The sequence below is a fragment of the Paenirhodobacter hankyongi genome (genome assembly GCF_003664585.1).
Lineage (GTDB): Bacteria > Pseudomonadota > Alphaproteobacteria > Rhodobacterales > Rhodobacteraceae > Rhodobacter > Rhodobacter hankyongi.
In genome coordinates, this window is the sequence record NZ_RCHI01000028.1 from 1 (window position 1) to 19,966 (window position 19,966).

A 19,966-nucleotide genomic window follows, 5' to 3' on the forward strand; every position below is an offset into this window, starting at 1 on the left:
TCCATGGTCTCCTCCGATTGCATTGCCGGAGCCTAGGCACGGGCAGGCGGTCGGGCGAAGCGCTATTGTGCGCATGTTGACTTTTGTTCGGATCATGTAAATTTTCGTGCGGATGGCGAACAAACCGGCGCAGTCGTCATGCGGGGGCACGGCGGAGCGTGCTCGCGGTGGTCGCGGAGCGGCCGCCACGACTCGGCCGTGCCGCGGGCGGGGACGCCGGGGCTCTGGCGCGCCGCGCCGTCATGTCCGCCTGCCGGACACTTCCGGCATCAGGCTTCGTTTCCGCCCCCACCCTCCGCTATCCCGGGGGCGGGAGTGACGGCCCGCGGTTTGGGAGAACCGGCGGCCGCCAGTAAGGACATCCGGATGAGGGCGCCGCAGCCGTGCGGCGACGCGGCGCTTGGGAGGGCGCGGGCATGGTGCACAAGACCAATCCATTGATTTCCGTGGCGCTTCTCAGCGCGGCGGCAGGTTGCTTCCTGCTTGGCACCGGGGTCACCGTGGCCGATGTGATCCTGCGCAAGCTGGGCGGCATCAATGTCCGCGGCGCGATCGAGCTGACCTCCTATTCGATCGGCTTCGGGGCGCTGCTGTCGATGCCGGTGTGCTATGCGCTGCGCAGCCACGTCACCGCGAAACTGCTGTCCGAACTGATGCCGACCCTGTTCCTGCGCCCGCTCGGCCGGCTCGGCGCGGTGGCCTCGCTGGTCTTTGCCGGGCTGATGGTGTGGATCGTCGGCGCCAATGCGCTGTCGAAGCTCGGCTCGCCCGAGACTTCGGCCGATCTCGGCCTGCCGATGCCGGCGATGCTCTCGGTCACCGCGGTGACGCTGGCGGCGGCGCTGTTCGCGGCCTGTGTCGGGCTCTGGCTGGAATGGCGCCGGGGGGCTGCGGAATGAGCGGGCTGGTGCTGGGCGGGCTCGGGTTTCTCGCCGCGATCGTGATGATCTTCCTCGAGGTGCCGGTCGCGGTCGCGCTTGGCCTTGTCGGGCTTGGCGGCGCAGCGATGATCATCGGCGTCTCGGGCGCGATGACGATCGGCGCCACCACGGTCTGGGACAGCCTGACGAATTACACGCTGACGATGCTGCCCCTGTTCGTGCTGATGGGCAATCTGGCGGCGCAATGCGGGCTGTCGTCAAAGCTTTACCGCTCGATGTCGGTGCTGATCGGGCATCGCCGCGGCGGGCTGGCGCTGGCCACGATCGGCGCCTCGGCTGGCTTCGGGATGATCTCGGGCTCGTCCTTGGCCACCACCGCCACGATGGGCCGCATCGCGCTGCCCGAGATGCGCGGCGCGGGCTATTCGCCCTCGCTCTCGGCGGGCGCGATCGCCGCGGGCGGCACGCTCGGCATCCTGATCCCGCCCTCGACGGTGCTGGTGATCTATGCCTTCATCGCCGAGCAGTCGATCCGCTCGCTGCTGCTGGCGACGGCGGGCCCGATTGTGATCGCGATCAGCTTCTATTGCCTCGCGATCTGGGTGCCGATCTGGCTCGGCCTGTCTTCGGCGCCCAGCCGGGAGCGCGCCACCGGCGCCGAGCGGCGCGAGGCGCTGCGCGAGCTGGTGCCGCCGCTCGGCATCTTCGGGCTGATCATGGGGGGGCTCTATACCGGGCTTTTCACCGCGAACGAGACCGCGGCGATCGGCGCGGCGGTGGTGCTGGCCTATGGCGTGCTGTCGCGCCGGCTGAGTGCGCGCGGCTTCTTCGACGCGGCGATGGACACCGCGCTGACCTGCGGCGCGCTCTATCTGGTGCTGATCGGCGCGAACCTCTTCAACTTCTTCCTCGCGCTCTCGGGGTTGCCGTTCTCGCTCACCGGGCTGTTCTCGGGCATTCTCGACCATCCGCTGCTGGTGATCTTGCTGATGCTGGCGATCTATCTCGGCCTCGGCACGCTGATGGACAGCCTGGCGATGCTGCTGCTGACCGTGCCGCTTTTCGTGCCGGTGGCGCAGGCGGCGGGGATCGATCTGATCTGGTTCGGCATCTTCGCGGTGATGGTGGTCGAGATGGGGCTGATCACGCCGCCGGTGGGGATGAACCTCTTCGTGCTGAAGACGACGAACCCCGAGCTGAGCATGATGGACCTGTGGCGCGGCGTCACCCCCTTCGTGCTGGCCGATCTGCTGCGCGTGGCGATCATCATCGCCGTGCCCGCGATCGTGACCTGGCTTCCCCATGCAGCAATCTGACATCCGGACATCCAAGGGAGGGATTTCCATGTTCAACACGTTCCTGAAGACTGCGGCACTGGCGCTGGTGCTGGCCGCACCGATGGCCGAGGCGCGCGAGATGCGGGTGTCGAGCCACGAACCGCCGCAGGGCTTCTATTCGGCGAAGGTCCTGCAGGCCTGGATCGACCGGGTCAATCCGCAGCTCTCGAAGGGCAATGCCTTCAAGCTTTACCCGGGCGCGATGCTCGGCGCGGCGCCGGCGCAGGCCGAGCTGGTGAAGGCGGGCGTCGCCGATGTCGCGCTGGTGGTGCCGACCTATACCCCGGGGCTGTTCCCGATGAGCAGCGTGGTCGAGCTGCCGGGCCTCGTGCAAAGCGCGTCGGGCGGGGCGAAGATCCTCGACACCCTCGCCGACGAGGGGCTTCTGGGCAAGGAATACGCCGATTACAAGGTGATCGCGCTGTTCACCACGCCCGGTTACCGGGTCTTCATGACCGGGGCGCCGGCGCTGCATCCATCCGACCTGAAGGGGCTGAAGCTGCGCACGCCGTCGAAATTCGGCTCGACCCTCTTCGATCTCGTCGGCGCCTCGGGCGTCTCGGTGCCCGCGCCGCAGGTCTATGAGAACCTCGAGCGCGGCGTGGTGAAGGGCGCGGTCTGGGTGATGGACGCCTATCGCACCTTCCGGCTGAACGAGGTGGCGCCCTATGTCACCGACACCCGCTTCACCGCCTCGCCGATGGCGATCCTGATGAACAAGGCGACCTATGCGAGCCTGCCCGAGGCCGACCGGGCGGTGATCGACGCGATGTCGGGGCGCGCCGCGGCGGAGTGGATCGCGGGCGTGGTCGACGGCACCGATGCCGAGATCGAGGCGGCCTTCCGCGCCGATGGCAAGGTGACCTTCACCGATCTCGATGCCGCGACGCAGGCCGAGTGGGACGCGGCGCTCGCCGGGGCGCCGGCGCAATGGCTGGCCGAGCAGACCGACAAGACCGCTGCCGAGGCGGTGCTGACCCGCGCGCAGGCGATCGCGGGCGAATGAGCCGGGCCCGGTCTGTCCGCCTGCCGGACGGGCCGGGGCCCTTTCCCGGGCGCGCGCGGCGCGCCGCCCAGACCGGGGGAAACCCCGACCGATGATGGAGGTGACCATGGCAATCATTGCACTGGGCTATCTTGGCGTGCGCTCCGACAAGCTTGACGCGTGGAGCGATTTCGCCGGCAAGCTCTTGGGGATGCAGAAGATCGACCGCGGCGGCAAGGCGCTTGCCTTCCGCATGGACGACAAGGCACAGCGCTTGCTCGTCTCGGACGAGCCGGGCGAGACGCTGGCCTTCCTCGGCTTCGAGGTGGCGCATCGCGCCGATCTCGAGACCTATGCCGCGCGGCTCGATGCCGCCGGCACCGCGGTGCACTGGGGCACGGGTGCGCTTGCCGACCGCCGCCTCGTGGGCGACCTGATCTGGTTCGAGGACCCGATGGGCAACCGCGTCGAGCTCTTTCACGCGCCGATGATCGCCACCGATCCCTTCGTGCCCGGCCGCCCGATCGACGGCTTCATGACCGGTCCGCTCGGCATGGGGCACGCGGTGCTGCATGTGAAGGACATCGAGGTGATGATGCCCTTCTACCGCGACCTCCTCGACTTCCGCGTCTCGGATTTCGGGCGGGTGCCCTATGGGCTCTATTTCTTCCACCTCAACGATCGGCACCATTCCTTCGCCATGGTCGGCTCGGGGCGCGAGGGCTTCCACCATTTCATGGTCGAGTTCTGCAACCTCGACGATCTCGGCCAGGGCTATGACCTTGCCCAGCTCGAGGAAGGGCGCGTCGCCTACACCCTCGGGCGGCACACCAATGATTACATGACCAGCTATTACGCCAATTCGCCCTCGGGCTTCTTCGTCGAGAACGGCTGGGGCGGGCGGCTGATCGATCAGGCAAGCTGGGAGCCGCACGAGACCACCGTGGGCCCGAGCTTCTGGGGCCATGACCGGCTCTATCTGGAGGAAAACGACCCGGCCCGGATCGCGCTGCGCGAGATGCGGCTCGCGGCGGCACAGAACGGGCGCCGCTCGCCGCCGGTGGCCGATTGCCCCTGGCTTTACGGCGAACTTGCCAAGCACGGGAGGGGCTGATGCAGGAGTATGACGTCGCCATCATCGGCTACGGGCCGGCGGGCGCCACGCTCGCCCATCTGCTGGCACAATGCGGGCTGAGCGTTCTGGTGCTCGAACGCGAAAGCGCCGCCTATCACCTGCCGCGCGCGGTGCATTTCGATGCCGAGGTGATGCGGGTGTTCCAGTGGATCGGCATCGCCGAGAAGATCGAGCCGCTCACGGCGCTGCATCCGGGCATGCGCTTCGTCTCGGCCGAAGGCGATCTGCTGCTCGACTGGCCGCGGCCGCAGGGCGAGGGGCCGCAGGGCTGGCGCGCGAATTACCGCTTCCATCAGCCCGATCTGGAACGGATCCTGCGCGAGGACATGGCGGCGCGGCCGGGCGTCACCGTCCGCACCCGTTGCGAGGCCTTCTTCGTCGAGGATCAGGGCGAGCGGGTCGAGATCCGCTTCGAGGACATGTCGCGTGGCAAGGTCGAACATGTCGCGGCGAAATATGTCGTCGGCTGTGACGGGGCGCGTTCGCTCGTGCGCCGCTACATCGAGAGCGGGATGGAGGATTACGGCTTCCACGAACGCTGGCTGGTCGTCGATGTGATCCTGAACGCCGACAAGCCCGAGCTGGGCGACCACTCGATCCAGTATTGCGTGCCCGACCGGCCGGCGACCTATGTGCGCTGCCCTGGGATGCGGCGGCGGTGGGAGATCACCGTGAAGCCCGGCGAGGACAGCGCCGAGATCGCCCGCCCCGAGCGGGTGTGGGAGCTGCTCTCCGACTGGCTCGGCCCCGACGAGGCTGTGCTCGAGCGCACCGCGGTCTACGTCTTCCACTCGCTCGTCGCCGAGGATTGGCGCAAGGGGCGGTTGTTGCTGGCGGGCGATGCCTGCCACCAGACCCCGCCCTTCATGGGCCAGGGGATGTGCGCGGGCACCCGCGATGTCGCGAACCTCTACTGGAAGCTCGCGCTTCTGTGTCAGGGCAAGGTGACGGGCGCGGCGGCCGAGGCACTGCTTGATACCTACGAGAGCGAGCGCAAGCCCAATGCCCGCGAATATATCCAGACCGCGGTGCGGCTTGGCGGCCTCATCAACACCGCGGGCACCGAGGCGGCGCTGCGCGCGGCACTGCCCTCGGCCGACGGCTCGGCGCGGATGGAAAGCATCGCGCCGCCGATCGGTCCGGGGCTTGGCATCGGGCCGAAGGCCGGGCGGCTCTTCGGTCAGCCGCGGCTTGCCGACGGGCGGCGGATGGACGAGGTCTTCCGTCACCAATGGGTGGTGGTGGCCGAGGCCGATCTGGCCCGCGGCCTTGCCCTGCCGCCCGGCGTCGGTCTGGTCACGACCGAGACCAGCAATGCCGCCGAGCATCTTGCGCGGCTTGGCGCTCGTGCCACCGTTCTGCGCCCCGACCGCCACACGCTTGGCGGCGCCGACACCCCCGAGGCGCTTGCGGCGCTGATCGCCGCGATCCTGCCGAACCCGATCCCCCTTCCCGAACCGGAGATGGTCTGACCCATGAAACTTTGTTCCTTCACCAAAGACGGCCGCGCGAGCTATGGCCTTGTCACCGAGGCCGGCATCGTCGATCTCGGCCGCCGCTTCGCCGCGCCGACGCTGCGCGACTTCCTCGCCGCGGGCGATCTGGCCGCGGCCGCGGCGCTGGCCTCGGAGCCCGCCGACTATGCCTTCGACGCCGTCGCCCATGACCCGGTGATCCCGAACCCCGACAAGATCATCTGCGTCGGGCTGAACTATCACGACCACATTCAGGAAACCGGCCGCGAGGAGACGCCGAACCCGGTGCTCTTCGCGCGCTATGCCGGCAGCCAGATCGGCCATGGCGCGGCGCTGGTGAAGCCGCTCGAAAGCGATCAGTTCGACTATGAGGGCGAACTTGCGGTCATCATCGGCAAGGCAGGCCGCCGCATCCCCGAGGCCGAGGCGCTCGACTATGTCGCGGGCTATGCCTGCTACAATGACGCCTCGGTGCGCGACTGGCAAAAGCACACGCATCAGTTCATGCCGGGCAAGACCTTTGCCGGCACCGGTGCCTTCGGGCCCTGGATGGTGACCGCGGACGAGATCCCGGATCCCGCGGCGCTGCACCTGCAGACCCGGCTGAACGGGCAGGTGGTGCAGGATACGGATGTGTCGCTGCTCATCACCTCGATCCCGCGGCTGATCGCCTATTGCTCGACGATCCTGCCGCTGCTGCCGGGCGACGTGATCGTCTCGGGCACGCCGGGCGGGGTCGGCGCGCGGCGCAATCCGCCCCTGTGGATGCGCGACGGCGATGTCTGCGAGGTCGAGATCTCGGGCATCGGCACGCTGTCGAACCCGGTCGCGAACGAAGTCTGAGCCTTTCCGGGCCGCGCGCGCCATGCCACTGTGCGCCGATGACGATGCGTGAACCTGCCCCTAAGAAAAGCGAGTCCGTGCGGTCCCTGACCCGCGGGCTTGCGATCTTGCGCCATGTGAATGCCGAGGGCGCCTGCCGTCCCGGCGAGATCGCCGCGGCGCTTGGCCTGCCGCGGCCGACGGTCTATCGCCTGCTCGAGACGCTCGAGGAGGCGGGCTATGTCGCCTTTTCCGCCAGTTCCAACCGGGTGCGGGTGACGCGGCTTGCGGCCTCGCTTGGCGATGCTGGGGCGCTGACCTCGGACCTGTGCCAGATCGCCGGACCGCTTTTCGCCGATTACGGCGCGCGGCTGGTCTGGCCGCTCGATCTCTCCGTCTACGACAACGCCGCGATGGTGATCCAGGAGACGACGCATGGCCGCTCGCCGCTGTCGATCGACCGCGCGATGATCGGCTATCGGCTGCCGATGCTGCGCACCTCGGCCGGGCGCGCCTATCTCGGCTTTTGCGGCACCGAGGAGCGGGATCTGATCCTTGACCACCTGCGCCGTCTGGGCGACCCGGCGGACATGCTGTTCCTCGAACCCCATCGGCTCGAGCGGATGATCGGCGAGACCCGCGCCGCCGGGTTTGCGCTGCGCGACGCGGGCGAGTTTCGCGCCCAGACCGCCTCGATCGCCGCGCCGGTGCTGATCGACGGGGCGGTGGCGGGCTGCGTTTCGATGATCTGGATCCGCACCGCGATGAGCACCCGCAAGGTGCTCGACACCTATGGTGCGCCGCTGGTCGAGCTTGCCGGCAAGATCGCGGCGGGGCTTTCCGCCTAGGGCAGCGGCAGCGGCGCGCGCGCCATCGCGGCGGCGACATCGGCGTCGACGGGCGTCTCGTAGGTCATCAGCAGATAGCCGAGCACGGAATAGAAGCCGACCGTGGCGATCAGGTCGAGCACCGCCTTCTGCCCGATCGCCGCGGCGAGCCGGGCCTCGAGCGGGGCGGGCAGGCGGCGCGCGTCGAACAGCGCATCGACCGCGGCGGCGATCAGCCCGTCCTCGCCTTTGGCCGTGCTGCCGATCGCCGCGATCCGCGCGTCGGAAAAGCCAAGCGCGCGGGCGCGGGTGACGTGATGCGCCCATTCGTATTCCGCCCCCATCCGCACCGCGCAGCGCAGGATCACCACCTCGGAGCGGTCGGGGCCAAGCGCGCTGTCGGTGACGACATGGGCGCGCAGCGGCGCCCAGGCCCGCAGCAGCGCCGGGTGATGCGCCATCACCCGATAGACGTTCAGCCGCCCGGCAAAGCCCGTGCGCAGATCCTCGATCTCGGCGGGCCAGGTTTCGTCGGGAATGGGCGGGCAGGGGGGCATGGCGGGCCTTTCGCTGGTGTCCGTGCAGGGAAGGCCCGCCGCCGCCGGCCGTCAAGCGGTGGCGGCGGGGTGTCCGCCTGCCGGGCGCCGCTCAGCGGTTGCGGAACACGGGAGGGCGCTTTTCGGCGAAGGCGGTCATCCCCTCGCGCCGGTCCTCGAGCGCGAAGGTGGAATAGAGCAGCCGCCGCTCGACATAGATGCCTTCCTGAAGATGCGTCTCATAGGCCTTGTTCACCGCCTCCTTGGCGAGGGCGAGAACGGGGCGCGAGCGCGCGGCGAGGCTTGCGGCAAGCGTCACCGCCTCGCTCACCTGGGTGCCTGCGGGCACGACGCGGCTCACCAGCCCATGCGCCAGCGCCTCGGCCGCGCTCAGCGCCCGGCCGCTCAGGATCATGTCCATCGCCACCGCCTTGCCGACGATCCGTGTCAGCCGCTGCGTGCCGCCCGCCCCCGGGATCACGCCGATCACGGTCTCGGGCAGGGCGAAGCGGGCGGTTTCTGAGGCGATGATGATGTCGCACATCAGCGCGAGTTCGCAGCCGCCGCCGATCGCATGGCCCGAGACCGCCGCGATCACCGGCTTGCGCAGCCGCGAGATCCCTTCCCAGGTGGCGGTGATCAGGTTCTCTTCGAACACCTCGGCGAAGGTCTTGTCCTTCAGCTCCTTGATGTCGGCGCCGGCGGCGAAGGCGCGGTCCGAGCCGGTGAGCACCACCGCGCCGATCGCGGGATCGGCGTCGAAGGCGGCGGCGGCGGCCGAGATCTCGGCGGTGATCGTGCTGTTCAGCGCATTGAGCGCCTCGGGCCGGTTCAGGGTGATGAGACCGACGGCGCCGTCGGTGGTGACAAGGATGGTGTCGTAAGCCATGGATACCTCAGGCGATGCGGATCAGGATCTTGCCCATGCGGGCGGGGTGTTCGAGGCGCTCGAAGGCGGCGGGCACCTCGGCCAGCGGGAAGGTGCTGTCGACGAGCGGGGGGATCGCGCCGCTTTCCGAGCAGCGGATCAGGCGGCGGAACTCCTCCATCGAGCCCATGGTCGAGCCATGGACCGAGAGCTGGCGCACGAAGAGGCGCTGGATGTCGGCCGATGGATGCGCCCCGGTCGTCGCGCCGCAGGTGACAAGCGCGCCGCCGCGGGTGAGGCTGCGCAGGCTGGCGCCCCAGGTCTTCTCGCCGACGGTGTCGATCACCAGATCCGCGCCCTCGCCATCGGTCAGGCGCAGCACGGTCTTCGCGATATCCTCGGCGCGGTAGTCGATCACCTCGAGGCCGCGGGCGCGGAAATGGCCGCATTTCCCCTCGCCGGTGGTGGTCACGATCACCCGCGCCCCGGCCATCCGGGCCAGCTCCGCCGCCACCTGTGCGACGCCGCCGCCCGCGCCCTGCACCAGCACCACCTGACCCGGCCCCGCCGCCACCTTGCCGAAGACCATGCGCCAGGCGGTGAGACCCGCCACGCCCAGCATCGCCGCGGCCTCGAGATCGGCGCCGGGGGCAAGGCGGACGACCGAGCGCGCCGGCACCACCACCTCCTCGGCGAAGGTGCCGTCGCGATGCTCGCCGAGGATGCGGATGGTGTGGCACAGCGGCTGGTTGCCCGCGAGACAGGCACGGCAGGTGCCGCAGAACTCGGCCGGGTAGAGCACCACCGGATCGCCCGGCGCAAGGCCAGGGCAGCCCGGCGCCTCGATCACCGTGCCCGCGCCGTCGACGCCCATGATCTGCGGCAGGCTGTGGGTGATGCCCGCGCCGCTGTCGCGCATGTAGAGGTCGACCCGGTTGACCGAGGCCGCGACCATCCGCACCCGCACCGACCCCGGCGGACAGTCCGGCCGGGGCATTTCGCGCAGCGCGACTCCGGCGCGCCCGCGTTCGCTCAGAACGATTGCCTTCATGCGTGGGTCCTCCCTGCGGGTAAATGTAAAGACATTGTCATTTATCGACAAGGGGTGTCTCGTCTGATCTCCGTATTGCTCAGGAATGCGCCGATTGTTTCATCTTGCACGGTGAGCTCTTCGCCATTATACGTAAATATGTTGCCATAAATGGGAGGATGAAATGGCGCTGGATTCCGATACGCTCGCGCAGCTCTGTGCCACCCTGCGCCGCTTCGTCGACGAGCAGCTGATCCCGGCCGAGGCCGAGGTGGCCGAGACCGACGCGATCCCCGAGCGCATCGTCGCGCAGATGCGCGAGCTGGGCCTGTTCGGCCTGACCGCCCCGGAAGACTTCGGCGGGCTCGGCCTGACGATGGAGGAGGAAGTGAACGCGATCTTCGAGCTGGGCCGCGCCGCGCCCGCCTTCCGCTCGATGTTCGCGACCAATGTCGGCATCGGCATGCAGGGCATCGCGATCGACGGCACGCCCGAGCAGAAGGCAAAATACCTGCCTCGACTGGCCAGCGGAGAGCTGATCGGCTCCTTCGCGCTGACCGAGCCCGAGGTCGGCTCGGACGCGGGCTCGGTGCGCACCACGGCACGGCGCGAGGGGGATGTCTACGTCCTCAATGGCACCAAGCGCTTCATCACCAATGCGCCGCATGCGGGCCTGTTCACCGTGATGGCGCGCACCGATCCGGCGCAGAAGGGCGCCTCGGGCGTCTCCGCCTTCGCGGTCGAACGCGGCACGCCCGGCCTTGCCCTTGGCAAGCCCGAGAAGAAGATGGGTCAGCAGGGCGCGCATGTCTGCGACGTGATCTTCGAGGAGTGCCGGGTGCCCGTCTCGGCGCTGATCGGCGGGGTCGAGGGGCAGGGGTTCAAGACCGCGATGAGGGTGCTCGACAAGGGGCGGCTGCACATCGCGGCGGCCTGCGTCGGGCTGTCGGAGCGGATCCTCGACGACATGCTGGCCTATGCCGTCGGGCGCCGGCAATTCGGCAAGAGTCTTGCGGATTTCCAGCTGATCCAGGCGATGTTCGCCGACAGCAAGGCCGATGCCTATGCCGCGCGCTGCATGGTGCTCGACGCGGCGCGCAAGCGCGATGCGGGGCTCAATGTCTCGGTCGAGGCCTCCTGCGCGAAGATGTTCGCCTCCGAGGCGGTGGGCCGGATCGCCGACCGCAACGTGCAGGTGCATGGCGGCAACGGCTATATCCGCGAATACCGCGCCGAGCAGCTTTACCGCGATGCGCGGCTGTTCCGGATCTATGAGGGCACGACGCAGATCCAGCAGATCGTCATCGCGAAGGCGCTGGTGACCGAAGCGCGCGCGGCCGCGGGGCTGTGAGACGCCAAAGGCCGCCGGTTACTCGGCGGCCTTCTTGTCTGTCTGAATTTCGGGGTCGATGTCCTTGAAATTGCGCAGCATCTTGTCGAGGTAATGGATCATGTGGATCCGGTCCTCGGTCGAGAACCCGCGCAGCGCATCGTCATAGAAATCCGAGATCACCGGCCGCATGTCCTCGTCCCAGAGGCTGCGGCCCTTCGTCGTCAGCCGGATCAGCCGCGAGCGGTTGTCGTTCTCGTCGACGGTGCGCTCGATGTAATCCATCGCCTCGAGCCGGGTCAGCACGCCGGTCAGGTTCTGCCGGCTGACCAGCAGGAAGGCGGCGAGGTCACCCACCGCCACGCCCGGCTCGAACGCGGGCCGCGTCAGCGCGCCCAGCACCGCCCATTGCTGCGTGGTGATGTGATGCGCATCAAGCGCCCGTGTCCCGGTTTTGTGCAACATGTTGGCGCATTGGTAGAGCCGGAAGAAGAGCCGGTTGCTCAGCCGCGGGGCCTGATCTTTGGGTTTTTCGCCGTTTTGCATCATGTCCGCCAGAATGGCTGCAGTCCGCGGCGCGGTCAAGCGATGGCATTGCGCGCAAAGAAAGTAAATATATTGACATAAATTGCCCGGCCGCGCATGTTTGGTGCAGGGAGGCCATCCGGCATTCGGAAAGGCGATTCGGCGCGGAAATCTCGGGGGGAACCCGGTTCCGGCATCGGATCCGCATGGCCCGGCACACGGGAAGGAGAACATCTTGCGTGGTCTGAAAGGGAAAGTTGTTGTCGTAACGGGTGGGGGCGGCGGCATCGGCTCGGCGACCTGCCGGCGCTTTGCGGAAGAGGGCAGCCGCGTCATCGTCGCCGATATCAGCGCGGCGGCCGCGGCGACCGCGGTCGAGGCGATCACCGCGCAGGGCGGCGAGGCCACGGCGATGGTCGTCGACCTGACCGATTACGCGGCGACCTGCGCCGCGGTGGCCAAGGTCGAGGCCGAGTTCGGCCCGATCGACGTGCTGGTGAACAACGCGGGCTGGGATCTTTTCGTGCCCTTCCTGAAGTCGGAACCCGACTACTGGTCGAAGATCATCGACATCAACCTGCGCGCGGTGCTGAACATCACCAAGCCCGTGCTGCTGTCGATGGTCGAGCGCAAGGCGGGCGGCAAGGTCGTCTCGATCGGGTCCGACGCGGGCCGCGGCGGCTCCTCGGGCGAGAGCGTCTATTCCGCCTGCAAGGCCGGCGTCATCGCGCTGATGAAGACGCTCGCGCGTGAACATTCGCGCCACGGCATCACCTTCAACACCGTCTGCCCCGGCGTGACCGAGACCGGCATGCTCGAGAACTTCATGGAAGCGGCGGGTGACAAGGAAAAGCTGCGCGTGGCCTTCGCCAAGGCGGTGCCGATGGGGCGGCTTGGCAAGCCCGAGGATCTGCCCGGCGCGATCCTGTTCCTGGCGAGCGACGACGCCGCCTTCATCACCGGCCAGACCATCTCGGTGTCTGGCGGCCTGACCATGCACGGCTGAGGACGACCGATGACCTACGAAGATATCCTCTATGAAATCCGCGGCGGCGCCGCCTGGATCACCATCAACCGCGCTGACAAGTACAACGCCTTCCGCGGCCAGACCGTCGATGAGCTGATCCACGCCTTCCAGACCGCGGGCTGGGATCGCAAGGTGGGCGTGATCGTGCTCACCGGCGCGGGCGACAAGGCCTTCTGCACCGGCGGCGACCAGTCGGCGCATGACGGGCAGTATGACGGGCGCGGCGTGATCGGCCTGCCGATCGACGAGCTGCAGAGCCTGATCCGCGACGTGCCGAAGCCGGTGATCGCGCGGGTGAACGGTTTCGCGATCGGCGGCGGCAACGTGCTTGCCACGATCTGCGACCTGACGATCGCGTCGGAAAAGGCGCAGTTCGGTCAGGTCGGGCCCAAGGTCGGCTCGGTCGATCCGGGCTTCGGCACCGCCTATCTCGCCCGTGTCGTCGGCGAGAAGCGGGCGCGCGAGATCTGGTATCTGAACAAGCGCTACACTGCCGCCGAGGCGCTGGCCTGGGGGCTCGCCAATGCCGTCGTGCCGCATGACGAGCTTGACGCCGAAGTCGACCGCTGGGTGGCCGAGCTGATGGACCGCTCGCCGACCGCGCTGGCGCTTGCCAAGGTCAGCTTCAACGCCGACAGCGAGAACATCCGCGGGATCTCGGCCCTGGGGATGCGCGCGCTCAGCCTCTATTACGATACCGACGAGAGCAAGGAAGGCGGCGTCGCCTTCCGCGAGAAGCGCAAGCCCGACTTCCGCAAGTTCGGCAAGTGACGACGCGCCGCGCCCTCGGGGGAGGGCGCGGGCCGGCGGGTCCGGTCTGAGGGGGCCGGACCCGTCCCATGCTTGAGGAGGAAAGCGATGTACCCCACGATCTTCGACACCGAGGAACTGACCGCGCTGCGGGAGATGGCGCGCAAGTTCGCCAGCGAGAAACTCGCCCCCGGCTACAAGGCGCGCGAAAAGGCCGGCGCCTTCGGCCACGACATCCTGCGCGAGATGGGCAGCCTTGGCCTGATCGCCCCGGAACTGCCCGAGGAGCTGGGCGGGCTTGGCGCCGGCTCGATCTATTCGGGCGTCATCATCGAGGAAATCGCCCGCGCCGATTTCAACATGGGCTACATCAACATCCTCGCCTCGCTGAACGGCCAGATCCTGGCGCGCTTCGGCAATGGCGAGATCAAGCGCGACTGGCTGCCGAAGCTGACCGCGGGCGAGCTGATGGTGGCGATCGCGCTGACCGAGCCGCGCGGCGGTTCCGATGCGGCGAACCTCGGGCTGAAGATGGAGCGGGTGGGTGACCATTATGTGCTGAACGGCGAGAAGACCTCGATCTCGGCCGCCGATCAGGCGAAGGGCGCGGTGGTCTTTGCCCGCACCGGCCAGCCCGAGGACCGCGCCCGCGGCATCTCGGCGATCTTCGTGCCGATGGACACGCCCGGGATCTCGACCACGCGGTTCTCCGACCTCGGCCAGCACGCGATCGGCCGCGGCTCGATCTTCTTCGACAATGTCCGGGTGCCGGCGGCGAACCTGCTGGGCGAGGAGGGCAAGGGCTTTGTCCAGGTGATGCAGGGCTTCGATTTCTCGCGCTCGCTCATCGGGTTGCAATGCCTCGGCACGGCGCGGCAATCGCTGGACGAGGCCTGGGCCTATATCGGCGAGCGCCACGCCTTCGGCAAGCCGCTTGCCGCGTTCCAGGGCATCACCCACCAGCTCGCCGATTTCGATACCAAGGTCGAGGCGGCGCGGCTGATGTGCCTCAATGCGCTCTGGCTCAAGGACACCGGCCGGCCGCATGTGGCCGAGGCGGCGATGGCGAAATGGTGGCCGCCGCTGCTGGCCTATGAGGCGATCCATGCCTGCCTTCTGATCCACGGCCATGCCGCCTATTCCGACGAGCTGCCCTTCGAGCAGCGTCTGCGCGACGTGCTCGGCCTGCAGATCGGCGACGGCACTGCGCATATCATGAAGAACATCATCGCCCGCGAGCGGGCGGGCCGGGCCGCGGTGGCGGGCTGAGCCGGGTCTTTGGGGAGGAAGACACGATGAAATTCGACGCGATCCTGATCGAACCGAGACGCGAGGCGATGGAGACGGCGGGCTTCTGGCCCGGCAAGACGCTCCTCGACTATTTCGAGGCCTGCCTTGCGGCAGAGCCCGACGTCCGCGCGCTGACCGCGATCACCGTGACCGAGGGCGGGCGGCGCGACTTCACCTGGGCCGAGCTTGACGCGCTGTCGTGGCGCGCGGCGGCGGGGCTCGACCGGCTGGGGCTGGGCAAGGACGACGTGCTGGCCTGCCAGCTGTCGAACTCGTGGGAGTTCATCGTCCTCTACATCGCCTGCCGAAAGCTCGGCATCGTGTTCAACCCGGTGATGCCGATCTTCCGCGAGCACGAGCTTCTGTTCATGCTGCGCCATGGCGAGGCGAAGGCCTTCGTCGTGCCGAAGATCTTCCGCCATTTCGACCACGAGGCGATGGCCGAGGGCATGCGCCCCGACCTGCCTGAGCTCGAGCATATCATCGTCGCGGGCGGCGAGGGGCCGAACAGCTTCGAGGCGCTTCTGCTCGACCCGGCACTTGTCGTCGATGAGGCGCTGCGCGCGCGTTCGGCTGCGACGCGCGGCGATGCGAATGACGTGTGCCAGCTGATCTACACCTCGGGCACGACGGGCGAGCCGAAGGGCGTGATGCACACGGCGAACACGATGTATTCGAACCTTGTCGCCTATGCGGCGCGGCTGGGGCTGGGCGCGCAGGACCGGATCCTGATGGCCTCGCCGATGGCGCACCAGACCGGCTTCATGTATGGCTTCCTGCTGCCGGTGATGCTGGGCGCGCGGATGGTGCTGATGGACAGCTGGGACAAGGATCTCGGCGCGCGGCTGATCGCCTCCGAAGGCGTCACCTTCACCATGGCCTCGACCCCGTTCCTGATGGACCTTGCGACCGCGGTCGAGGCGGGCGGCGCCGACATGTCGAGCCTGCGCATCTTCCTGTGCGCCGGCACCGCGATCCCCGGGCCGCTGGTCGAGCGCGCCCATGCGATCCTTGGCGCCAAGGTGATCTCCGCCTGGGGGATGACCGAGAACGGCGCGGTCACCGTGGTGGCGCCCACCGACCCCGACGAGCGCTCGGTGCATACCGACGGTTTCGTGCTGCCGGGGATGGAGATCCAGATCCGCGGCGCGGATGGTGTGCCGGTGCCCGTGGGCCACGAGGGCGAGCTTTACGTCCGCGGCTGCTCGAACTTCGTGGGCTATCTGAAGCGGCCGCAGTGGAATGCCACGGACGAAAACGGCTGGTTCGACACCGGCGACATCGCGCGGATGGATGCCGAGGGCTATATCCGGATCTGCGGCCGCTCGAAGGACGTCATCATCCGCGGCGCCGAGAACATCCCGGTCGTCGAGGTCGAGGCGCTGCTCTACAAGCACCCGGCCGTGCATCAGGTCGCCATCGTCGCCTATCCCGACGAACGTCTGGGCGAGCGGGCCTGCGCCTTCATCGTGCCGAAACCGGGGCAGAGCCTTGATTTCGCAAGCATGATCGCCTTCCTCGAGGGGCAGCATCTGGCGAAGCAATACTTCCCCGAGCGGCTCGAGCTTCGCGAGAAGCTGCCCGCGACCGCCTCGGGCAAGATCCAAAAATTCGCGCTGCGCAATGCGCTGAAGGCCGAATACGAGGCAAGCCGCGCGGCGATGACCTGAGCGGGGGGCCTCGCGCCCCCCAAATCCCAGACTGTCCGAGAGGTTCCCATGACCGATCCGGTGCGCTTCACCGCGCAGCGCGGCATTGCGCGCATCACCATCGACAACCCGCCCGTCAATGTCACCGCGCAGCCGGTGCGCGCCGGGCTGAGCGCGGCACTTGATGCGGCGCTGGCGGCGGGCGTTTCCCGCGTGGTGCTGACGGGCGCCGGGCGCGCCTTCGTCGCCGGGGCCGATGCGAAGGAGTTCGACGCGCCCCCGGTCGCGCCGCATCTGCCCGATCTGGTGGCGCGGATCGCCGCCTTTCCGGTGCCGGTGATCGCCGCGATCAATGGCGCGGCGCTTGGCGGCGGGCTGGAACTCGCGCTGGCCTGTGCCGCGCGCGTGGCGGTGCCCGGCGCGACGCTCGGCCTGCCCGAGGTGACGCTCGGCGTGGTGCCCGGCGCGGGCGGCACGCAGCGGCTGCCGCGGCTTGTGGGCCTTGCCCCGGCGCTCGCGCTGATTTCCGAGGGCCGGGTGATCGGTGCCGCCGAGGCGCTGAACCTCGGCCTCGTAGATGCGCTGGCGGACGACCCGGTCGCCGCAGCGGAAACCCTCGCACTGCCCGCGCGCCCCGCGCCCGATGCGTTGCCCGCCCCCGCGCCCGATCCGGCGGCGGTCGAGGCCGCGCGGGCGCAGGCGGCGAAACGCGCGAAAGGGCAGGTGGCGCCCGGCCTTGCGATCGACCTCGTCGCCGCCTCGGCCACGCTTCCGCTCGCCGAGGGGCTGGCGTGCGAGCGCGAGACCTTCCTCAGCCTGAAGACCTCCGATCAGGCCGCGGCACTGCGCCATGTCTTCTTTGCCGAGCGCGCGGCGCTTGCCCGCGGGCGCGCGGGCGGCGCGGCGATCGACACCGCCGTCGTCGTCGGCGGCGGCACGATGGGCGCGGCGATCGCCTATGCGCTCGCGGGCGTCGGTGTCTCGGTCGCGCTTGTCGAAACCGATGCGGCCGGGGCGGAACGGGCGCGGGCGAATGTCGCCACGCTCTACGCCGAGGCCGTGGCGCGCGGCAAATCCTCCCCCGAGGCGGCCGAGGCCGCCCAGGCCGCGCGCCATTCCTATCATGTGGGCTATGCCGATCTGCCCCCCGCCGATATTGCGATCGAGGCGGTGTTCGAAGATCTTGCGGTGAAGAAACAGGTCTTCGCCGCGCTCGATGCCGCACTGCCCGAAACCGCGATCCTGGCGACGAACACCTCCTATCTGAACCCCGACCGCATCGCCGAAGGGCTGCGCAACCCGGGCCGCTTCCTCGGGCTGCATTTCTTCTCGCCGGCCCATGTGATGAAGCTGGTCGAGGTGATCCGCGCCGCCACGACCACGCCCGAGACGCTCGCCACCGTGCTGCGGCTCACCGCGCGACTGGGCAAGATCGCGGTGCCCGCGGGCGTCTGCGACGGCTTCATCGGCAACCGCATCCTCACCCGTTACCGCCAGATCTGCGACGTGATGCTGATCGAGGGCGCGCTGCCCGCACAGATCGATGCCGCGCTGCGCGGCTTCGGCATGGCGATGGGGCCCTATGAGGTGCAGGATCTCTCTGGCCTCGACATCGCCCATGCGAACCGCAAGCGCATGGGATGGAAGACGAAGCCCGGCATCCGCTACATCCCCATCGCCGATCGCATCGTCGAGGAGACCGGCCGGCTTGGCCGCAAGACGGGTGCCGGCTGGTATGATTACGAGGGGGCCAAGCCCGTGCCCTCGGCCGCGATCAACCAGATCGTCACCTCGGAAAGCGCGCGCGCGGGGATCACCCGTCGCCCCTTCAGCGATGACGAGATCGTCGCGCGCGCGATCACCGCGATGATCGAGGAGGGCGCGCGTCTCCTCGAGGAGGGCATCGCGGAAAGCCCCTCCGACATCGACCTCGTGCTCGTGCATGGCTACGGCTTCCCGCGCTGGCGCGGCGGCCCGATGCACTATGCCGAACGCCTGGGCCTGCCCGGGATTCGCACCCGGATCGAGACCTTCATGGCCGAGGACCCGCTTTCCTGGGCGCTGCCCGACATCCTGCGCCGCGCGGCCGAGACCGGGCGCAGCCTCTCCGACCTTGCGAGGACACCATGACCGACGCCTTCATCTGCGACTATATCCGCACGCCCATCGGCCGCTATGGCGGGGCGCTTGCCCCGGTGCGCACCGACGATCTGGCGGCGATTCCGCTCGCTGCACTGCTTGCCCGCAACCCCGGCCTCGATCCGGCGGCGGTCGAGGAGGTCTGGATGGGCTGCGCCAATCAGGCGGGCGAGGACAACCGCAACGTGGCGCGCATGGCGCTTCTGCTTGCGGGCCTGCCCGAGACGGTGCCGGGCGTCACGGTGAACCGGCTCTGCGGCTCGGGGCTCGAGGCGGTGGCGGCGGCGGCGCGCGCGGTGCAGGCGGGCGACATGGAGCTGGCGATTGCGGCGGGCGTCGAAAGCATGACCCGCGCCCCCTTCGTGATGCCGAAATCCTCTACCCCTTGGGGGCGGGCGGCGGAGGTGCATGACACCACGATCGGCTGGCGCTTCGTCAACCCGAAGATGCAGGCGGCTTACGGCACCGACTCGATGCCGGAAACCGCGCAGAACCTTGCCGATGAACACGGCATCTCGCGCGCCGATCAGGATGCCTTCGCGCTGCGCTCGCAGACGCTCGCCGCGGCGGCGCAGGCAAACGGGCGCTTTGCCGCCGAGATCGTGCCGGTTCCCGTGCCAATGGGCCGGGGCAAGGTCGCCGAGGTGGTGCAGGACGAACACCCCCGCGCCACCACGCTCGAGGATCTGGCAAAACTCAGGCCGATCACCCGGCCCGATGGCTCGGTCACGGCCGGCAATGCCAGCGGCGTGAACGATGGCGCCGCGGCGCTGATCGTGGCCTCGGCCGCGGCGGCGCAGCGCCATGGGCTGCGCCCGATCTCGCGGGTGGTCGGTGCCGCCGCGGCCGGTGTCGCGCCGCGGGTGATGGGCTATGGCCCGGTGCCCGCCGTGCGCAAGCTTCTGGCCAACGCCGGGATCGGGCTCGACGCGCTCGATGTGATCGAGCTGAACGAGGCCTTCGCCGCGCAGGCGCTTGCCGTCACCCGCGGCCTCGGCCTTGCCGATGGCGATCCGCGGGTGAACCCGAATGGCGGCGCGATCGCGCTTGGCCATCCGCTCGGCATGTCGGGGACGCGCATCGCAGGGTCGGTGGCGCTCGAGCTTGCGCGGGGGGGCGGCCGCTACGGTCTGGCCACGATGTGCGTCGGCGTCGGCCAGGGCGCCGCGCTGCTTCTGGAACGTGTCTGAAGGAGAGAGACATGAAGGTTCTCGTCCCGGTCAAGCGGGTGATTGATTACAACGTCAAGGTGCGGGTGCGTCCCGATGGCACGGGGGTCGATCTTGCGAACGTGAAGATGTCGATGAACCCCTTCGACGAGATCGCGGTCGAGGAAGCGATCCGCCTTAAGGAAAAGGGC

At 68.8% G+C, this 19,966-nt stretch carries 18 protein-coding genes and 1 pseudogene; 15 read left to right on the forward strand and 4 right to left on the reverse strand.

Features of this window, described 5'->3' with window-relative positions; genetic code table 11:
* Nucleotides 1–416: 416 nt before the first annotated feature.
* The 7 genes from DYS74_RS17760 to DYS74_RS17790 all read left to right on the forward strand — a co-directional run bounded on the left by DYS74_RS17760 (nt 417) and on the right by DYS74_RS17790 (nt 7,483).
* Nucleotides 417–899, forward strand: coding sequence for a TRAP transporter small permease (locus DYS74_RS17760; RefSeq protein WP_121534965.1), 483 nt, complete (start codon nt 417–419; stop codon nt 897–899).
* On the forward strand, nt 896–2,197 hold the full coding sequence (locus DYS74_RS17765) for a TRAP transporter large permease (protein ID WP_121534966.1): 1,302 nt from the start codon (nt 896–898) through the stop codon (nt 2,195–2,197). Before DYS74_RS17760 ends, DYS74_RS17765 begins: the two co-directional genes overlap by 4 nt.
* 28 nt (nt 2,198–2,225) lie before the next feature.
* Complete coding sequence (locus DYS74_RS17770; protein WP_121534967.1) at nt 2,226–3,224, forward strand: TRAP transporter substrate-binding protein; 999 nt, start codon at nt 2,226–2,228, stop codon at nt 3,222–3,224.
* Between the two features lie 106 nt (nt 3,225–3,330).
* Nucleotides 3,331–4,317, forward strand: coding sequence for a VOC family protein (locus DYS74_RS17775; RefSeq protein WP_121534980.1), 987 nt, complete (start codon nt 3,331–3,333; stop codon nt 4,315–4,317).
* Nucleotides 4,317–5,810 (forward strand): bifunctional 3-(3-hydroxy-phenyl)propionate/3-hydroxycinnamic acid hydroxylase MhpA, encoded by a 1,494-nt coding sequence (mhpA, locus tag DYS74_RS17780; RefSeq protein WP_121534968.1) that lies wholly within the window; start codon nt 4,317–4,319, stop codon nt 5,808–5,810. The genes DYS74_RS17775 and mhpA overlap by 1 nt, the downstream gene beginning before the upstream one ends.
* A gap of 3 nt (nt 5,811–5,813) precedes the next feature.
* Complete coding sequence (locus DYS74_RS17785) at nt 5,814–6,656, forward strand: fumarylacetoacetate hydrolase family protein (RefSeq protein ID WP_121534969.1); 843 nt, start codon at nt 5,814–5,816, stop codon at nt 6,654–6,656.
* Nucleotides 6,657–6,700: 44 nt separating this feature from the next.
* Nucleotides 6,701–7,483: a DNA-binding transcriptional regulator gene (locus DYS74_RS17790; protein WP_281272469.1), complete on the forward strand. Its 783-nt coding sequence runs from the start codon at nt 6,701–6,703 to the stop codon at nt 7,481–7,483.
* Here DYS74_RS17790 and DYS74_RS17795 read toward each other — a convergent pair.
* The 3 genes from DYS74_RS17795 to DYS74_RS17805 form a co-directional block, all read right to left on the reverse strand.
* The gene (locus tag DYS74_RS17795) at nt 7,480–8,019 is read right to left on the reverse strand and encodes a carboxymuconolactone decarboxylase family protein (protein WP_121534971.1); all 540 of its coding nucleotides are present in this window, start codon (nt 8,017–8,019) and stop codon (nt 7,480–7,482) included. The two genes, DYS74_RS17790 and DYS74_RS17795, sit on opposite strands and share 4 nt — an antisense overlap.
* A 91-nt stretch (nt 8,020–8,110) precedes the next feature.
* Nucleotides 8,111–8,887, reverse strand: coding sequence for an enoyl-CoA hydratase-related protein (locus DYS74_RS17800; protein ID WP_121534972.1), 777 nt, complete (start codon nt 8,885–8,887; stop codon nt 8,111–8,113).
* Nucleotides 8,888–8,894: 7 nt separating this feature from the next.
* The gene (locus DYS74_RS17805; RefSeq protein WP_121534973.1) at nt 8,895–9,917 is read right to left on the reverse strand and encodes a zinc-binding dehydrogenase; all 1,023 of its coding nucleotides are present in this window, start codon (nt 9,915–9,917) and stop codon (nt 8,895–8,897) included.
* Nucleotides 9,918–10,080: 163 nt separating this feature from the next.
* On the opposite strand from DYS74_RS17805, the gene DYS74_RS17810 reads away from it, so the two are divergent.
* Nucleotides 10,081–11,247 carry an acyl-CoA dehydrogenase family protein gene (locus tag DYS74_RS17810; protein ID WP_121534974.1) on the forward strand — a complete coding sequence of 389 codons (1,167 nt, stop codon included), beginning with the start codon at nt 10,081–10,083 and terminating at the stop codon, nt 11,245–11,247.
* Nucleotides 11,248–11,265: 18 nt separating this feature from the next.
* Here DYS74_RS17810 and DYS74_RS17815 read toward each other — a convergent pair whose 3' ends face one another.
* Nucleotides 11,266–11,691 (reverse strand): MarR family winged helix-turn-helix transcriptional regulator, encoded by a 426-nt coding sequence (locus tag DYS74_RS17815; protein WP_240664568.1) that lies wholly within the window; start codon nt 11,689–11,691, stop codon nt 11,266–11,268.
* Nucleotides 11,692–11,986: 295 nt separating this feature from the next.
* Here DYS74_RS17815 and DYS74_RS17820 point away from each other — a divergent pair, with 295 nt between their 5' ends.
* From DYS74_RS17820 to DYS74_RS17850, 7 genes and pseudogenes are all read left to right on the forward strand, one after another.
* Nucleotides 11,987–12,757: an SDR family NAD(P)-dependent oxidoreductase gene (locus tag DYS74_RS17820; protein WP_183077584.1), complete on the forward strand. Its 771-nt coding sequence runs from the start codon at nt 11,987–11,989 to the stop codon at nt 12,755–12,757.
* A 9-nt stretch (nt 12,758–12,766) separates the two neighbouring features.
* Entirely contained in the window at nt 12,767–13,549 is a 783-nt protein-coding gene (gene badI, locus DYS74_RS17825; protein ID WP_121534975.1) for a 2-ketocyclohexanecarboxyl-CoA hydrolase, read from the forward strand.
* A gap of 87 nt (nt 13,550–13,636) precedes the next feature.
* Nucleotides 13,637–14,797, forward strand: coding sequence for a cyclohexanecarboxyl-CoA dehydrogenase (gene aliB / locus DYS74_RS17830; protein ID WP_121534976.1), 1,161 nt, complete (start codon nt 13,637–13,639; stop codon nt 14,795–14,797).
* A 26-nt stretch (nt 14,798–14,823) separates the two neighbouring features.
* A complete protein-coding gene (gene aliA, locus DYS74_RS17835; RefSeq protein WP_121534977.1) occupies nt 14,824–16,488 on the forward strand; it encodes a cyclohexanecarboxylate-CoA ligase in 1,665 nt (554 codons plus the stop codon).
* A gap of 48 nt (nt 16,489–16,536) precedes the next feature.
* The gene (locus tag DYS74_RS17840) at nt 16,537–18,597 is read left to right on the forward strand and encodes a 3-hydroxyacyl-CoA dehydrogenase NAD-binding domain-containing protein (protein ID WP_121534978.1); all 2,061 of its coding nucleotides are present in this window, start codon (nt 16,537–16,539) and stop codon (nt 18,595–18,597) included.
* Nucleotides 18,594–19,796 carry a 3-oxoadipyl-CoA thiolase gene (pcaF, locus tag DYS74_RS17845; protein WP_121534979.1) on the forward strand — a complete coding sequence of 401 codons (1,203 nt, stop codon included), beginning with the start codon at nt 18,594–18,596 and terminating at the stop codon, nt 19,794–19,796. Before DYS74_RS17840 ends, pcaF begins: the two co-directional genes overlap by 4 nt.
* 11 nt (nt 19,797–19,807) lie before the next feature.
* Nucleotides 19,808–19,966: pseudogene (locus tag DYS74_RS17850) on the forward strand (electron transfer flavoprotein subunit beta/FixA family protein); the annotation flags it as partial.

What these genes read in the sequence shown, in the direction of transcription:
- DYS74_RS17760 (WP_121534965.1), top strand. Translation starts at nt 417, where the DNA reads ATGGTGCACAAGACCAATCCATTGATTTCCGTGGCGCTTCTCAGCGCG.
- DYS74_RS17765 (WP_121534966.1), top strand. Translation starts at nt 896, where the DNA reads ATGAGCGGGCTGGTGCTGGGCGGGCTCGGGTTTCTCGCCGCGATCGTG.
- DYS74_RS17770 (WP_121534967.1), top strand. Translation starts at nt 2,226, where the DNA reads ATGTTCAACACGTTCCTGAAGACTGCGGCACTGGCGCTGGTGCTGGCC.
- DYS74_RS17775 (WP_121534980.1), top strand. Translation starts at nt 3,331, where the DNA reads ATGGCAATCATTGCACTGGGCTATCTTGGCGTGCGCTCCGACAAGCTT.
- mhpA (WP_121534968.1), top strand. Translation starts at nt 4,317, where the DNA reads ATGCAGGAGTATGACGTCGCCATCATCGGCTACGGGCCGGCGGGCGCC.
- DYS74_RS17785 (WP_121534969.1), top strand. Translation starts at nt 5,814, where the DNA reads ATGAAACTTTGTTCCTTCACCAAAGACGGCCGCGCGAGCTATGGCCTT.
- DYS74_RS17790 (WP_281272469.1), top strand. Translation starts at nt 6,701, where the DNA reads ATGCGTGAACCTGCCCCTAAGAAAAGCGAGTCCGTGCGGTCCCTGACC.
- DYS74_RS17795 (WP_121534971.1), bottom strand. Translation starts at nt 8,019, where the DNA reads ATGCCCCCCTGCCCGCCCATTCCCGACGAAACCTGGCCCGCCGAGATC.
- DYS74_RS17800 (WP_121534972.1), bottom strand. Translation starts at nt 8,887, where the DNA reads ATGGCTTACGACACCATCCTTGTCACCACCGACGGCGCCGTCGGTCTC.
- DYS74_RS17805 (WP_121534973.1), bottom strand. Translation starts at nt 9,917, where the DNA reads ATGAAGGCAATCGTTCTGAGCGAACGCGGGCGCGCCGGAGTCGCGCTG.
- DYS74_RS17810 (WP_121534974.1), top strand. Translation starts at nt 10,081, where the DNA reads ATGGCGCTGGATTCCGATACGCTCGCGCAGCTCTGTGCCACCCTGCGC.
- DYS74_RS17815 (WP_240664568.1), bottom strand. Translation starts at nt 11,691, where the DNA reads ATGTTGCACAAAACCGGGACACGGGCGCTTGATGCGCATCACATCACC.
- badI (WP_121534975.1), top strand. Translation starts at nt 12,767, where the DNA reads ATGACCTACGAAGATATCCTCTATGAAATCCGCGGCGGCGCCGCCTGG.
- aliB (WP_121534976.1), top strand. Translation starts at nt 13,637, where the DNA reads ATGTACCCCACGATCTTCGACACCGAGGAACTGACCGCGCTGCGGGAG.
- aliA (WP_121534977.1), top strand. Translation starts at nt 14,824, where the DNA reads ATGAAATTCGACGCGATCCTGATCGAACCGAGACGCGAGGCGATGGAG.
- DYS74_RS17840 (WP_121534978.1), top strand. Translation starts at nt 16,537, where the DNA reads ATGACCGATCCGGTGCGCTTCACCGCGCAGCGCGGCATTGCGCGCATC.
- pcaF (WP_121534979.1), top strand. Translation starts at nt 18,594, where the DNA reads ATGACCGACGCCTTCATCTGCGACTATATCCGCACGCCCATCGGCCGC.